At 40.8% G+C, this 15,982-nt stretch carries 14 protein-coding genes; 2 read left to right on the top strand and 12 right to left on the bottom strand.

Going from position 1 to position 15,982, the window contains the following annotated elements:
• Positions 1-70: 70 nt before the first annotated feature.
• Positions 71-826 (top strand): ABC transporter substrate-binding protein, encoded by a 756-nt coding sequence (locus tag PE36_RS06020; protein ID WP_006031078.1) that lies wholly within the window; start codon positions 71-73, stop codon positions 824-826.
• An 84-nt stretch (positions 827-910) separates the two neighbouring features.
• On the opposite strand, the gene ribA is transcribed toward PE36_RS06020, so the two are convergent.
• From ribA to PE36_RS06060, 8 genes are all read right to left on the bottom strand, one after another.
• Entirely contained in the window at positions 911-1,963 is a 1,053-nt protein-coding gene (gene ribA, locus PE36_RS23945) for a GTP cyclohydrolase II (protein WP_006031079.1), read from the bottom strand.
• 218 nt (positions 1,964-2,181) lie between these two features.
• Entirely contained in the window at positions 2,182-2,853 is a 672-nt protein-coding gene (locus PE36_RS06030) for a cytochrome b/b6 domain-containing protein (protein ID WP_043994069.1), read from the bottom strand.
• A gap of 57 nt (positions 2,854-2,910) precedes the next feature.
• Positions 2,911-3,885 (bottom strand): DMT family transporter, encoded by a 975-nt coding sequence (locus PE36_RS06035; protein WP_006031081.1) that lies wholly within the window; start codon positions 3,883-3,885, stop codon positions 2,911-2,913.
• Positions 3,886-4,276: 391 nt separating this feature from the next.
• Positions 4,277-6,367 carry a TonB-dependent siderophore receptor gene (locus PE36_RS06040; protein WP_043994037.1) on the bottom strand — a complete coding sequence of 697 codons (2,091 nt, stop codon included), beginning with the start codon at positions 6,365-6,367 and terminating at the stop codon, positions 4,277-4,279.
• A 297-nt stretch (positions 6,368-6,664) separates the two neighbouring features.
• Complete coding sequence (locus PE36_RS06045; protein ID WP_006031083.1) at positions 6,665-7,636, bottom strand: ABC transporter substrate-binding protein; 972 nt, start codon at positions 7,634-7,636, stop codon at positions 6,665-6,667.
• A gap of 61 nt (positions 7,637-7,697) precedes the next feature.
• Complete coding sequence (locus tag PE36_RS06050; protein WP_006031084.1) at positions 7,698-8,744, bottom strand: iron ABC transporter permease; 1,047 nt, start codon at positions 8,742-8,744, stop codon at positions 7,698-7,700.
• On the bottom strand, positions 8,741-9,805 hold the full coding sequence (locus tag PE36_RS06055; protein ID WP_006031085.1) for an iron ABC transporter permease: 1,065 nt from the start codon (positions 9,803-9,805) through the stop codon (positions 8,741-8,743). The genes PE36_RS06050 and PE36_RS06055 overlap by 4 nt, the downstream gene beginning before the upstream one ends.
• A complete protein-coding gene (locus PE36_RS06060) occupies positions 9,780-10,556 on the bottom strand; it encodes an ABC transporter ATP-binding protein (RefSeq protein WP_006031086.1) in 777 nt (258 codons plus the stop codon). The genes PE36_RS06055 and PE36_RS06060 overlap by 26 nt, the downstream gene beginning before the upstream one ends.
• A gap of 387 nt (positions 10,557-10,943) precedes the next feature.
• Here PE36_RS06060 and PE36_RS06065 point away from each other — a divergent pair, with 387 nt between their 5' ends.
• Positions 10,944-12,164 carry a response regulator gene (locus PE36_RS06065; RefSeq protein WP_006031087.1) on the top strand — a complete coding sequence of 407 codons (1,221 nt, stop codon included), beginning with the start codon at positions 10,944-10,946 and terminating at the stop codon, positions 12,162-12,164.
• Between the two features lie 105 nt (positions 12,165-12,269).
• Here PE36_RS06065 and PE36_RS06070 read toward each other — a convergent pair whose 3' ends face one another.
• The 4 genes from PE36_RS06070 to yajC form a co-directional block, all read right to left on the bottom strand.
• Positions 12,270-12,638, bottom strand: a complete 369-nt coding sequence (locus tag PE36_RS06070) for a rhodanese-like domain-containing protein (RefSeq protein WP_006031088.1) — start codon at positions 12,636-12,638, stop codon at positions 12,270-12,272.
• Positions 12,639-12,799: 161 nt separating this feature from the next.
• The gene (secF, locus tag PE36_RS06075; protein ID WP_006031089.1) at positions 12,800-13,744 is read right to left on the bottom strand and encodes a protein translocase subunit SecF; all 945 of its coding nucleotides are present in this window, start codon (positions 13,742-13,744) and stop codon (positions 12,800-12,802) included.
• A gap of 11 nt (positions 13,745-13,755) precedes the next feature.
• Complete coding sequence (secD, locus tag PE36_RS06080) at positions 13,756-15,600, bottom strand: protein translocase subunit SecD (RefSeq protein WP_006031090.1); 1,845 nt, start codon at positions 15,598-15,600, stop codon at positions 13,756-13,758.
• A gap of 29 nt (positions 15,601-15,629) precedes the next feature.
• Complete coding sequence (gene yajC, locus PE36_RS06085) at positions 15,630-15,968, bottom strand: preprotein translocase subunit YajC (protein ID WP_006031091.1); 339 nt, start codon at positions 15,966-15,968, stop codon at positions 15,630-15,632.
• Positions 15,969-15,982: the final 14 nt, after the last annotated feature.

Raw genomic sequence — 15,982 nt, forward strand, 5'->3', positions numbered from 1 at the left:
CATCCTGTTACTAATCGACTAACCTAATAATAGACACTAGAAATGGAATTACGACGATAGGGACATAAAAATGAAACGCTTTATTACAATAATGTTAACTCTACAGATTTGTCTTGCTAGCTTTACTGTTCATGCTGAATCTATTAATTATTATGTCATTGCCAAACAAGCAATGCCATTTCAAATCATAAGCAACAATAATCAGCATACAGGTATGGTTTCAGATATTGTATCCAGTGTATTTGCTGAAAATTATACTGTTAATTATCACACCTATCCGTTCAACAGAATGATCTCAGAATTGGAATCTGGTGGTGAAAAAAACTGGGTAACTTATGGCAGTCCCAATTGGGGCGGTGTACAAGCAGCGAACTTATCTGACATACCTATTTATACCGTTAGTCACAGTATCTTAACCCATGCTAAATCTGACCTTGTTTTCCGTGATTTTAAAGACGTAAACGACAAAGTTTTTATATTGCTCAATGGCTTTGATTACCCGAGCTTACAACCTTTTATTGATAGTGGCGAAATTAACGAATTGCGAGTGAAAGATTATGCGGCCGCCTTTCGTATCTTAGATCGAATGCCGCAAGATGCCATATTTGTTGAAATGACATCACGCATTAAATATAACCTTAAGCTGCTATCAAAAGACCTAAAGGACTATAAGCTACAAGATTTTTCAGCAATTATTCCAGGGTATCCTATTTATTTAGCACTCGACCCAAATATGGATAGCGATATCCAAAAATTCATTAATCAGCAATTATTGCTGTTATCGAATTCAGGTACTTTGACAAAAATCATTAATCGCTATATTTAATATAATAACACCGGTAAATAAGTCACCAACTTAGTTATCGGTGTATGTATTTCGCCCCTGAAAACCTATTCTGACTTATCACATTTAATTAATAAAATTAGATTCAAACATATGCCCTAGCTTGTTTGCCTTGGTTTTAAGGTAACCTGCATTATGCGGGTTATGACCTTCTTGTAACGGCACGCGTTCGGCAATATTGATACCCGCTTTCATTAATGCATTTACCTTACGCGGGTTATTGGTCATTAAATTAACGGTATTTATATTCAAATAACCTAACATACCTTGGCAAAACGTATAATCTCGCATATCCGCCGCAAATCCTAAGCGTTCGTTTGCTTCGACAGTATCGGCACCGTCATCTTGTAAGTGATAAGCTCTGATCTTATTCAGCAAACCAATACCACGGCCTTCTTGACGCAGGTAAAAGATCACCCCACTGCCTTTGGCGACAATATTTTGCATTGCTTTTGCTAACTGAAAACCACAATCACAACGCGCACTGAATAACGCATCCCCAGTCAAGCATTCCGAATGTAAACGGATTAATACCGGTTTACTGGTATCAAGTTGACCATAAACTAAGGCTAAGTGCTCTTTACCCGTGGCGTGTTCGATAAAACCATTCACCTGAAATGTACCGAATTCGGTCGGTAACTTTGCACTATCAATATAACTGACAAGATTATACGGCGCTTGTGATGCTAACTGATGACGTACATTCATTAATATTTTACCAAGTTCATTACGCCCCTGACCATCACCACCGTCGCCCCAATACGCGTCTTTATGCGAATGTTCTGTTAATACTTGTTCACCCGTCGCAACAAGTTGGTAGGCATAAAATGGATTCTGACTAAATTTTTCCATCACGACATCTCGCATTACACCGTCACGTACTGCCATCCAGTCCGATTTTACCAATTGTGCATACTCTCGACTTAAACTAAACGCTTCATCAGGTGTAGTAGCGGTGCGAATGAAATCTTGTAATTGCGGATCATTGAATTTCTGCGCTTGATAAAAATGTTCACTGCTCGGCCATACAACACCGTCTATCTTAACTGCTGCTAGCGCAAAATTAGACAGAAAACCAAAATCATCATTCGGTTCATAAAACTGTATTTCATCTATCATTTACTTCTACTCCATGAATAAAGATATTAATGAACATCGATATATCAGATATAAATACGTGAATATCATGCATAAAAATGAGTATAGGGCTGATAGTAAGGAATGAGCTATGACGAGAGCAATAGTGTTACATGCTTAAAAGATTAAGACATTAAAGTTAAAAATTAACTTTAATGTCTGCAGGAATACATTTTATACATTATTTTAAATAGTTAGGCCTAATAAAGCAGGTAACCTAAGTTTTCATGTCCCCATTGCCACCAAATTACACCCGCAATAGCAGCGTAGATAACCCAAGCCACTAAACCGTTCATCATTTTTGGCTGTGTAATCGAACTCACCAATTTATACTCTGCTACGCCTGTGAACATGGCTTTCACTAATGGCTGCTTCTTGAGTTTATAAGCGACAATAGCAATGACATGTAAGCCTATTGCCCAAAGTAGTACGTCGAAATTAACGCTATGTAACCAGGTCATAAAGCTGACTGTATCCGCAGAAAAATATTGCGATAATGGGCCTTCTGACAAAATTTCATCACTGGCACTGAGTCCGCTGAATAACTGGGTTGCAAGCAAAGCTAAAAACAATAGCACCATACATGCGCCAGCAGGATTATGACCAAACTTAACCCGGTCAAACTTGTTTTTATCCGTTAGGTAATCGATTAACGCTTTTGGACTTTTTATAAAATAACTGAATCTAGCCGTATCACTGCCAATAAAACCCCAAATAAAGCGGGTGATCCAAAGCGCAAGTAATGTGTAGCCAAACACAAAGTGCCATTCCATTTCGCCGTTATCAGCGCAATACCACAATGCAAATAACAAGCTCACTTGTAACCAGTGATAGCCACGAATAAATCCGTCCCAAACTTTAACCTTAACCATACAACCCTCTGCAGATAATAACGACGTAAATGCCCAACTCACATTGAGATAATAGGGCTATTTTCTAACACTTAACCAGACAATAGCAACAATTACCATCGACATACCTAAAAAATGGAAAAGAGTGAATGCTTCACCTAATAAAAACACCGCCATTAACGCAGTTAATACTGGGCCGCTGCCGCCAACAATCGATGCTTGCTCAGGCCCCACTCTGGCAATGGCTTCACTCATTAAGAATGAAGGGATCACAGTACAACCAATCGCTAACCACAGTGATATCCAAAATACTGGCATAGGTATGCTTAGATCTGCGACATCATGCACAATTGAAAAATGCAAAAATATCATAAGACTGGCGCTAAACATAGCAATACAGGTAAAGATTAAACTGCCTAATTTCTGGATCTTGGTTTTACTAAATAGCAAATAACAAGCAAACGTGAAGCACGCTGTTAACACCAATAACGAACCAGTTATAACTCCCTCACCCTGTTTACCCAAGTCATGATAAAACAGTACAAAAACCCCCGCATAGGCCAAGATAAGCGCACCAATCACTTGTCGATTGATGCGGTTACCCAATACCAGCCAGCTGAGGATCACTACGACCGTTGGATAGGTAAATAACAGTAACCGCTCTAGCTGTGAGCTAATATGGTTAAGTCCTTGCAGATCAAAATAACTGGACAAGTAATAACCTAAAAGACCAATACCCATCACCGGCACAAACTGTTCTTTTATCGGTGATTTTAATGCCGGTTTTTTTCTTATCATCCACACAAAAACAGCGATATAAAAAGGCAGCGACAAGAGCATGCGATACGTCATTAACGTGATGCTATCGATCCCATATTGATAAGCGAGTTTAATGAAAATACCTTTTGTCGAAAACAAACAGGTAGCAAAAAATGCACACAGTAGACCAATTTTATGAGCTGATAATCTATCGCGTAGCGCTGAGCGAATAGTGCGTTGCTTTGTGTTATTGGTAGTACTGGTGCTATTACTGGTGATAGTAGTCTGTTCCATGACCCCTCCAAGATAAAATGAAGGCTAGGAATAAGTAGAATAAAACAGATAGCAGGCTACAAATTCCGTAGCCTCGCCAAAATTAGTCAGCTGCTACTCTGGTTTCCAGAGCAGCCATAATCGAATACAAAAACGAGTATTAAGGTAAATGGTCATCAATACTCCTGCAGTTCGAATCTAAATAATTAATAGTGAACAATGAGTAAAACAATTCGCGATGGCCGTAGCAAGTTAAAAATCACGATAAATATATAATCAAGATAATATAGTACCTTACCGCCCTATATTACTGTTTCGTAGTGTGAAAGTTGTTTTTCTTAATACTTTCGTTGAGATAAAAAAATGGCCAATTGAAATTGGCCATTTTAATCATTATAAAAATAATATTCTGCTAGAGCGTATAGCTAATGCCAAATTTAAAGGTTCTTGGTTCACCCACATTCACCTCGCCATTTTCACCGCCAGCAAGATAATCGGTATCGAACAGGTTATCGATATTCAGACGAAGTTGCAGCGCGTTACCAGCCACTGAAGTCTGGTAATTAATCCCGGTATCAATGCGGATATAGCTGTCTTTTAAGAATTTGTTATCCTCATCACCATAACGTTCGCCTTCATAATAAGCGCCTAAATTAACCGATAACTGCTCAGTAAATACATATTTACTCCAGATTGATGCAGTCCATTCCGGCACATCTTCCGGACGATTGCCTTCTAACTCATTATGTTTCGCATATTTAGCATCGAGGTACATCACCGAGGTGATCAAAGACAAATTAGAACTAACCTTACCAATCGCACTCAGCTCCACACCCTGGTGATGTTGTTCACCGCCCTGAGTTGTTACGTCACCATCACCATCATCCGCGTCTTTAGTTAGCTTAATATTACTGCGAGTAATATCAAAAATCGCCGCATTAATCGCTAATTTGTTATCCATAACTTGCCATTTAGTGCCAAGTTCGTACATTTTGCCCTTAACTGGATCTAATTCCATACCATTATTACCACTAGGGCCGTCATCAAGTACACGACCCAAAGGTTCAAAGCTTTCACTGTAGTTCGCGTAAATTGATGCATTATCTTGCGGATGATAAATGACGCCAAATTTCGGTAATACCGCATTGTTATTGGCATCGGTTTTATCCTGACGGTCATAACGCACGCCTGCTAATACCTGCCATTGATCATTTAGAGTAACCAGATCCTGAACATAAACACCATAATACTTATAATCTTCACTCTTAGATTCTGCTTTAGGATCAGCATAATCTAATACCGGTTGCTCAATAATGGTTCCATCGTTAATATTGCCATCGAGCTTTTCTTTATCCTTCACTTTTAGCGAAGTGTATTCGTGCGCAAGGTAGTTACCACCCACTAATAACTCATGATTAATACTGCCAGTTGTCACCGAGCCCATCAGATCAAAATAGAATGACTGCTGTTGCCAGTCTTCTAACTTGTTATAAGGTTTGTTGCCATAACTGCCATCAAGGGGATCATACTTACCCGTTTGCGGTTTACTTTCCCAGCGTTCACGTTCGTTATGCTGGTTGTTATAACCCGTCGCAACTTGCCAATATGAATTCACTTGATAAGTCACATCAACACCGTAGTTTTCACTTTGAGCATCGATCTTAGTCCAAGGCATATCCCAGATGGTGCTGTCACCGCCGATCACATTGCCATTATCATCAACTAAAGCGCCACTGTCCTGACCAGAAACATCATCTAATTTATCGTAATGCAGGGCGATAGTCAGCGCATCCGTCACATCAAACTCAGTAACTAAACTGCCAACTACAGACTCACTTTCTAAGTTGCTGCCGTCCTGGTATTCACGCCAGCTATTATTGTTTTGCTGCTCGATAATGGCACGGTAACGAATGGTTTTATTGTCATTCAAGCTGCCAGTAGCATCAATCGAGTTACGGAATGAACCATGATCATCGCCTTTCACTGCAAATTTAACCGAGCTTTCATTCGATGGCTTTTTCGTGACTAAGTTAACGATGCCGCCAGGTGCTGACTGACCGTATAATAAACTTGATGGTCCTTTCAATACCTCAACATTATCAATCAATGCCATCGGCATCCGGTATTTAGCAAAATGCTGATGACCGTCTTTCAGGATATTGGTATTTTCTTCTAAGCTAAAACCACGCAGGCTAAAGCGTTCTCGATCTGATGTAACTCGACCTAATGAAACACTCGCGTCATTTCTTAATGCATCACCTAAGGTGACAGCTAACTGATCTTCAAGCACTTCGCTCGGGATCACTGTGACCATTTGTGGCGTTTCTAACAAGGAGACATCCGAGCGCATTGCAGCATGAGCCTGATCGATTTTATAGTGCTGCTGATAGCCAACCACTATCATCGTTTCTGTACTGTCTGCTGGAACAGCCTGCGCTAGGCTCGCTTGTGAATAAAGGATTGTCGAAATAACGGCGGATATAAATTTAACTTGAGTGTTCATGTAAATAAAACCTTTGTAGCTTAATACATCCATTGGATATATTTAATCGCTAAAATATTTTGTATGGGACTGTAACAACCCAAATACAAACTGAAATAGGAATCGTTCTTATTTGCCTTTATTTTATTGATTAGCTTACTGGTGTCAAGTTTGAAATGCTTAGTTTTTAATCGTTTACAGAATAAGTATGTAAAATATCAATTAAGGGGGAACTTTTTGATAGTGCAGGAACTGGAAAGGCAGTGAATAAAATTAATCAGGTCATTAAAATAAAGGGCCGTCTCGACCCTATATTTTCTATTTTCTATTTTTCAAAATCTGTTGTTCTAATGCATTCAATACATAATCTGCAGAAACAAACGTTGGCGTATACGCTTGTTCACGGTTTAAACGGATGAACTGGTTGTTTTGATAAGCCGTTAAGGCAAACTGCCAACCGGGTGCAACATCATCAAAACCAGCGTCGATTGACTCGGGACCCGCGCCTAACTGGGATGTGTAGGTACTAAAAAACCAATCTGCATCTAATGACTCAATCAGTTCCGAGCTCACTTCGGCACCCGCATCGTCAGGGGCAAAATTATCTTGTAAAAATTGTGGTCTGGTTAAGCCTAAATCAAATAATACCTGGGTAATGATCCCCGAGTTTTGGCGGATCTTAATTTCCGCCTGACCTTTGCTGGGTACCGCGTAAATAAATGTTTTACCCGACAATTCATCGGTATATTTATCTTTAAAGCGAGCAATTTTTTGTTGGTAGTCGCTATAATTCTGCTCAAAAATATCTTTTTTACCCACCCAGGTAGCCACATCGCGATAAGCATCAAAAATGTTAGGCGTATAACGTTGGATCAATACCGTCGGGGCAATTTTAGAGAGTTTATCAAATAGTTTTTTCTGATATTTGACCGTACCGATAATCAGGTCCGGTTTCGATGCTTTGATCTGTTCAATATCACTGCCTTTATTGCCGTAGTTGAAGTAACCCGTATCGGCAAATTTAATACCAAAAACTTCTTCGCCGCCGCGAATATAAGGCGTATTTCCCGGTAATTTAATATAAGTTGAAGTGCCGACTATCGGGGCATCAACATCTAACAAAATAGACGTTGTCGACATCACGTGCAGAGATGCGATGCGTTTCGGTTGGGTTAATATTTCAACCTTGTTACCTGCATGGTCAGTTATCATCATGGTTTCGTTAGCAACCGCTTGCAGCGATAAGCTGAGCAACAACGCGCCTTGCACAAATTTTATTAATTTCATCATTTTCCTATATTCTTTCATCATTATACTAAATTATTTCATCATTATATTAACGAGCATCAGGCTACTGCCTAACAATGTAACGCGTCATGATAATAAAAAATAATGCGCCGATTAACGCAATAAATACACCGGCATTGATCATGATCGGCGCAAAGAGTGTCCGTCCAAGGGTATCAGCCCAAAGCGTCATTATTGCCCCTAACAACATGCTGACAATACCTAATTCCGTGCCACGATAACCAATAATATTTTTAGCTAAAAATGTAGCGATCAGGCCAATAAATCCGATAGAACCAACCAAGGCAATCACAGGCGCCATCGCAAATACCGCTAATATAATAATAAATATATAATATTTTTTGGCATCAACGCCTAATGACATGGCGTGCTGATAACCAAAATTGAGCGGATTAATATAACGGCTTAACAACAAAAACACCGCGATGATCACCGTCATCCAGATACTTAAAAAGCTGGCACTGGCAAGATCCAGAGATAAAAAACTGCCGGATAAAAACGCCATAAGAAAAGCCATATCTTCGATAGTGACCGATGACAAGAGTATATCGCTGAACGCAGACACAACCGCACCCACGGCAATACCGACTAATACGATAAAGGTCCCGTTGAGGTTTTTATGGACAAACCAGAGCACCAGCAACGCGGTAACGAATACCCCAAAGAAGCTAGCAAGAATACTCGCCGTTAAGGAAACCTGTGAGAACACCACATACAGCACAATGACTGACAACGCCGCACCATCAGAAAGCCCTAATACGCCAGGATCGGCCAACGCATTACGCGCGGCAGTCTGTAATAAGTAACCCGATAACGCCATCAATGCACCCGCAGCAATAGCCCCCATAATACGGGGTAATCTTAGTTCATAGATAGTAGACGTAGCGTCATTAAGCGCGACATCAAAGCTAATAACTCCGTAAACATCTGCCCATGAAACACTGACCGAGCCTAATTTAAGACTGAAAACAAAACTCAGACTCAGCACTAGCACTAATGCGCAGAGCACCCAGAAAGTGCGTTTATAAATCGGTAAGCTGATCCCTTTCGAGGGACTTATGATCATATTTTGATCGTCAAATATATTCATGACATACGTTTATCCCGGACCATAAAATACAGTAAACATAAAAAGCAAATACTGCCAATAGATGCACTGACACCACCGACGATCAATACCTTGGGCGCAATTATGATACGAGCGAGTAAGTCTGACAGGCTCAATAATAAACCACCGATAAGCATCGATAACCAGGCACCTTTATTACCCACCTCGCTGACAAAAAACTTACTGATATGCGGTACGACCAAGCCAATAAAACCGATAGGACCGACAATCGAGACAACTAACGAGGCCAGTAAAAAAATACACAGCAAGGTGATATTACGGGTTCGGGTGACATTAACCCCGGCACTACGCGCCTGTTTTTCCCCCATGATCATCACGTCCAACGAGCGTCCTTGGCTTAACAGCACCCCGATCGCCAGCAATGCCAGAGGATAAATTCGACTTAAATCGGTGAAGTCAGCGGGACTAATATCACCCAGTAACCAGTCTTGAACATTAGCAAAGCGCAGTGGATCGAGCTGCATCAAAAAACTGCTTAGCGAGGAGAACAACATAGAAACCAGGCTGCCTGCCAGCACAATATGCAAGTTCTTGGAAATACTCGAGCGATTCATCATTTCCGTCATCGACAACGTAAAGAGCCCGGCAACCGCGGCACCGAGAAACGCCGGAATAAAAATATCATTCTCAGATACATTAAAGAAATAGATGGCACACAAACTGAAGAATACCGCCCCACTACTAACCCCGAGTGTGGAAGACGATACCAGCGGATTCTGAAACATTTTCTGGGCGCTAAAACCGGCCAGACCTAACATTGCCCCACAGGCCATGGCGACAACCAAACGCGGTAATCTTTGTTTGATCACGATGTGGTGAACAAACTGCTGGCTGTCAAAAGCGAAAATGGCTTGAAAAATATCAGCCCAAGCTATCGATCTCGCACCTATACTAATATGGGTTAACGCCACCAGTAACAGTATCAACGTCAATAAAAATACCGCGCCAAGGAAACGATAGCCGGGTAAGATTCTAAATAAAGAACGCGATAAAGTGCTAGGCAATGAGATGCGTTGGAACATGAATACCGACCTTTTCGTTACCAACACGTGACGTGTTTACATGAAAAACATGTTGCATCATGGTATCGGTGATCACCGATTGTGCCGCACCTTGCGCATATACTTTTTGCTCGGCAAGCACGATCACGTGATCCGCGTATAACGCCGCTTGGGTCATATCATGCAAAATAGCAACCACAGTTTTACCTTGTTCTGCCAACTCTCGACCTAGGTCTAACAGCATATATTGATGCTTTAAATCTAAATGTGTAGTCGGTTCATCCAGCAATACGATGTCCGTTTGTTGGGTGAGTAACATCGCCATTCTGGCACGTTGTTGTTGACCACCGGAAAGTGTCGACAAGCGTTTATTTGCCAGTTCGGTGAGTTGCATTTTTTGCATTGCTTGCTCAGCTATCGTTCGGTCTTCGGCACTAAATCGAGAAAAGAAACCTTGATAACAAAAACGCCCTTGCATCACCATATCCGCGACGGTCATAAACTCAGGCAATGGCATAGACTGCGATAATACTGAAACGCGCTGTGCTTGCTCTTTAAAGGAAAGTTGCTGTAGGTCTTTGCCATTAATGCTGATCTGCCCTGATGACAAGGGTAAATGACGCATGATCAAATTGAACAGGGTACTTTTACCGCAGCCATTTTGACCAATGATCACATAAAATTTTCCCGGTTCAAAAGTCAGAGAAATGGCATCTAATATTTTACGATCAGCTTGGTAGGCAAAACTGACGTTATCGATTTTGAGAGTCATAGTATATCAACATAATGGTGTTGATGAGAATGATAACCAATAACAAATATGATGTAAACCGCGGGTATAACATGGCTAAAAAAAGGACAAATATAATAGGAAGATGGTAACAGACTAATGAGCAGACTTTAGTTGAAGTAAATGCAGATTTACTCCGCAAGTATTTACTGATTCTGTTCAAGACATGACAGTAATCAACAACAATAAATTGAATCAACCTAAATTTTATACCTAAGGTGGTAAAACACAAAGAATATTATAGTGCTATAGTGTTTCATTAACTAAATAAACTCTATCAATCACAACACTATAGATATAGCCATTTATTTTCAACGAGTTAACATCTAATATGATTGTTGTGAAGTTAACAAAAAGAAGGATATCTAATTGCTCTGCAAAATACTTGTTGTTGAAGACAGCCGAGCTTTTCGCAAATACCTTAATGTCCTGCTGAGCCGAGCTGGTTTTCAAGTAGTATTTGCTGAATCAATAACACAAGCACGCGAGATCCTCGCACGAGAAAGCGATTTTCTTTGTTCGGTACTGGACTACTGCTTACCTGATGGTCATGACGGTGAAATCATCGAACATGTGTTGAGCTATGGCGTACAAGCCATTATTTTAACCGCTCATTTCAGTGATCATATTCGCGAAAAAGTGTTATCAAAAGGTGTCATTGACTACTTATTAAAAGACAGTGTATCGTCGGTATCCTATCTCATCCCATTATTACAACGTCTGCAAGAAAATAGCCGCCATAAAGCGCTGGTAGTTGAAGACTCTGCAACCGTGCGTTCCCATCTCATTAATTTACTAGAGCGACAAAACCTGCAGGTCATTGCTGCTGAAAATGGTGAGCAGGCGATCCAGTTATTACAACAGCATCCCGATATCAGTTTGATCATCACAGATCATGACATGCCCAAAAAAGACGGCATAACCATGACCCGGGAGATCCGGCGACAGTTCGATCGGAATCAACTGGCCATTCTAGGTCTATCCGGCAGTAGTGATCGCTCGATGACGGCCCGTTTTCTTAAAGCCGGCGCTAATGATTTTCTCTATAAGCCTTTTAATCAAGAAGAGTTTTATTGTCGAATCCATCATATTCTCAACATGAAAGATACCGCCGACAAACTCTACAAGATGGCCAATCAAGATGCGCTCACCGGTTTATGGAACCGACGCTATTTCTTTAGTCAGCACAGTAGCAGTAGCACTTCTGAACATAAGAATATTGCCATGCTGGACATTGATTTTTTCAAAAAAGTGAATGATAATTATGGCCATGATGGCGGAGATACGGTCTTAGTGGCCATCAGTCAGCAATTACAACATCACTTTTCAGACGCGATAGTGGCTCGTTTTGGCGGGGAAGAATTTTGTATTCAAAGTAATAGCGATCGCGCAGATTTTGTGCCGCAACTGGAGTTAATACGTCATAAGATTGAACAATTAACCATGAAGCACAATGACGAGGAAATCAAGATTACGATCAGTATAGGCGTCAGCTTTGGCAATAAACCGATTGATGAAATGATCTCCGAAGCCGATGCTCGTTTATATAAAGCGAAAACTAATGGCCGTAACCAAGTTGTCTACCAATAGCGTGATAAGAAGAGTTAAAAAGTTATCAATTCTCAGCGTCATATTATGCTAACAAGATGAATGTTGTACTTCACATGACAACATTCATTCGATAATAAAAATAACCTATTTACTAATCGGATAACTTTTCATTTTCCATTCACGGAAACCGCCATCCATAGAGATAACATCGGTATAACCCATACGCTGGATGAACTCAGCGGATAATGCTGAACGATAACCGCCACCACAATACAGTACGATACAGGTATCAAGTGCTGGATATTTTCCTTCTAGATCACGCTCAATAATGCCACGGCCCATGTACTCAGCACCGCTAATACGGCTTGCAGCCCATTCGCTTTCTTCTCGCACATCTACCAGTACAAATTGTTTACCTTCATCTTGCCACTGCTTTACATCATCACAGCTGCATTCTTTAACCACTTTGCGTGCTTCATTACATAAATCTAAAAATCGCTGACTATGAGCCATAGTTGTTATCCTTTTTGGTTTAATAGCAAATGCTTACCGAACTATAATTTCATTTTATATCTGATAATTCAATCGCCCAGCGCATAAAACAACAAAAACCCGCACTAGGCGGGTTTTATGGCAGTCCAAAGACTAATGAGTTAGCTATGTTTCCCTTATGCTTACATCATTGGATCTTGGTCTGCGCCTTCTTTTTCGACCACGGGTGGTAACATCGTTTCACGACATACGCCTAATCGCAGTGCTAATGCACTCGCTACGTAAATCGAAGAATAGGTACCAACCACAACACCGATTAATAGCGCCAATGCAAAACCATGGATCAGTGCGCCACCTTTCAGGAATAATGATACTAATACCATTAATGTTGTACCAGAGGTGATTAACGTACGTGATAATGTCTGCGTTAATGATACATCCATGATCTCGACAGCATCATCAATACGCATGCGGCGGAAATTCTCACGGATACGGTCAAATACCACGATCGTATCATTCAATGAATAACCAATAACGGTCAATAACGCCGCTAAAATAGTTAAATCGAATTCAATCTGTAATACCGAGAAGATACCTAACGTGATGATAACGTCATGCGCCAGTGCTAATACCGCGCCCGATGCTAAACGCCATTCAAAACGTACGCCAACATAAAGCAAAATACAAATTAACGCAGCAAGCAGCGCTAGACCACCTTGTTCAGCTAATTCATCACCTACATTAGGACCAACAAACTCGATACGGCGCATTTCTACACTCTTATCATAGCCCTGTAATGCGGTAATAACTTGACTACCAAGATGCTCATTGTCCAAACCTTCACGTGGTGCAAGGCGGATCAATACATCACGGCTAGAACCAAAATGTTGGATCACCGCATCATCAAATCCTTCCGCGGATAACAGCGGACGAATAATTTCAAGATCTGCAGGTTTATCATAACCCACTTCAATCACCGTACCACCGGTGAAATCAAGACCCCAATTGATGCCTTTGATCGCAATAGAAGATATCGATAAAATAACTAACAGCGCGGATAAAATAAACGCGGGTTTCGTCATCTTCATAAAGTGGATCGTGCGTTTTGTTTTAATAATTTCAAACATAATTAATCCCCTTAGATTGAAAGTTTATCGATCTTTTTATTACCCCAAAGGAAGTTCACGATCGCTCGTGTTCCTATGATGGAAGTAAACATAGAAGCAGCAATACCAATTGCTAGCGTAATAGCGAAACCTTTGATCGCACCAGTACCAACCGCAAACAAAATGATCGCCGTTAATAGCGTCGTAATATTGGCATCAGCAATAGTTGATAACGCATTATCATAACCACAATGAATCGCTTGTTGAATGCTACGACCGTCTCTTAGCTCTTCACGAATACGTTCAAATATCAGTACGTTGGCATCAACCGCCATACCGATTGTTAATACGATACCGGCAATACCTGGCAGCGTCATTGTCGCACCCGGGATCATCGACATAATACCAATGATCATGATGATGTTGGCAGATAACGCCACATTGGCAACAAGACCAAATTTACGGTAGTAGATAGCCATGAAGATAACAATGGCGATCATGCCATAAATCATCGCAGATAAGCCGTTTTCAATATTTTGCTTACCTAGGCTAGGACCGATAGTACGTTCTTCAACGATTTGCACTGGTGCAACTAACGCACCTGCACGTAATAATAACGCCAGATTTTTAGCTTCGCTGCTACTGTCTAAGCCAGTAATACGGAAGCTACGACCTAACTGCGCTTGAATTGTCGCCACGTTAATGACTTCTTCAATTTTTTGCAGTTTCGATTTGCCATCAGCCGTTTTTTCACCCGTTGGTTTGTATTCAATGAATACTGTCGCCATTGATGTGCCGATTGCTTTTTTCGTCGCACGAGACATTTTACTGCCACCTTGCGAATCAAGATCGATATTCACCTGTGCACGACTAAACTCATCTAAGCTCGATGTGGCACCCGTGATGTGGTTACCGGTTAAGATAACTTGTTTCTTCAGTACCACAGGACGACCGTCACGTGTGGTATATTTTTGGCTACCAGCAGGCACTCGGCTGCTATAAGGGTCCGCTTTATTATCAACTAAACGGAATTCTAACGTGGCCGTTGCGCCTAAAATTTCCTTGGCACCAGCGGTATCCTGAACACCCGGTAATTCAACCACAATGCGGTCTGCACCTTGACGCTGTACTAGCGGCTCAGCAACACCTAGTTGGTTTACACGGTTACGGATAATAGTGATGTTTTGTTGAAGGGCATATTCTTTGATTTCGGCAAGTTTATCTTCTGACATTTTTGCCGTGAGACTAAATTGACCGTTATTTTCACTGTCAGTTAACAGTAGGTCTTGATATTTAGTTTCAATAAGTTTGATTGCTGCATCACGTGTTTCAGCATCACGAAAACGCGCCGTAACACCATTACTGTTTTTACGTATTGCGGTATAACGCAGTTTTTCTTCACGTAAATCGGTACGGAAATCTTGCAACATTTGATCTTGTGCTTTCACTAGCGCTTCTTGCATATCAACTTCTAATAAGAAGTGAACACCACCACGTAAATCAAGACCAAGTTTTAATGGTCCAGCACCAAGACTTTGTAACCAGTCAGGTGTGGCAGGGGCAAGGTTTAAAGCAACAATGAATTTCTGACCAAGTTGTTCTTTTAAGATTTCACTAGCAAGTAACTGTTGTTCACTGTCGGTTAAACGAACCAATACTTGATTATTCTCTAATGAAACGCTTTTATAACTGATCTCTTGTTTATCAAGTTGTGCTTTCACTTTATCGAGTGTTGATACTTCAATAACAGCACCACGTGCAGCAGAAACTTGAACAGCGGGGTCTTCCCCGTATAGATTCGGTGTGGCATAGAGTAAACAAATGGCGATCGTAGCGATCACCATTAGATACTTCCACAGAGGATATTTGTTTAACACAATATTACCTTACTGGGATACGGAAAAGATTAAAGCGACTGTATGCTACCTTTTGGTAATACTGCTGCAATGTAATCACGCTTAATGGTGACGTTAGTCGCATCAGCAATACTGATCACAACGTAATCATTACCGTCAGAAATCTTTGTGATTTTACCTACGATGCCACCAACAGTAAGTACTTCTTCACCTTTTGACAACGATGACATTAGGTTCTTCTGTTCTTTTTGACGTTTCGCTTGTGGGCGATAGATCATGAAGTAGAAGATCACACCGAAAATACCTAACATGATCAACATTTCATAACCACCACCAGCAGGACCAGTAACACCTTCAGCAGCAACTGCATTTGCAATGAAAAAACTCATTTTTATTTCCCTTT

It is taken from the genome of Moritella sp. PE36, from assembly GCF_000170855.1.
Classification (GTDB): Bacteria; Pseudomonadota; Gammaproteobacteria; order Enterobacterales; family Moritellaceae; genus Moritella.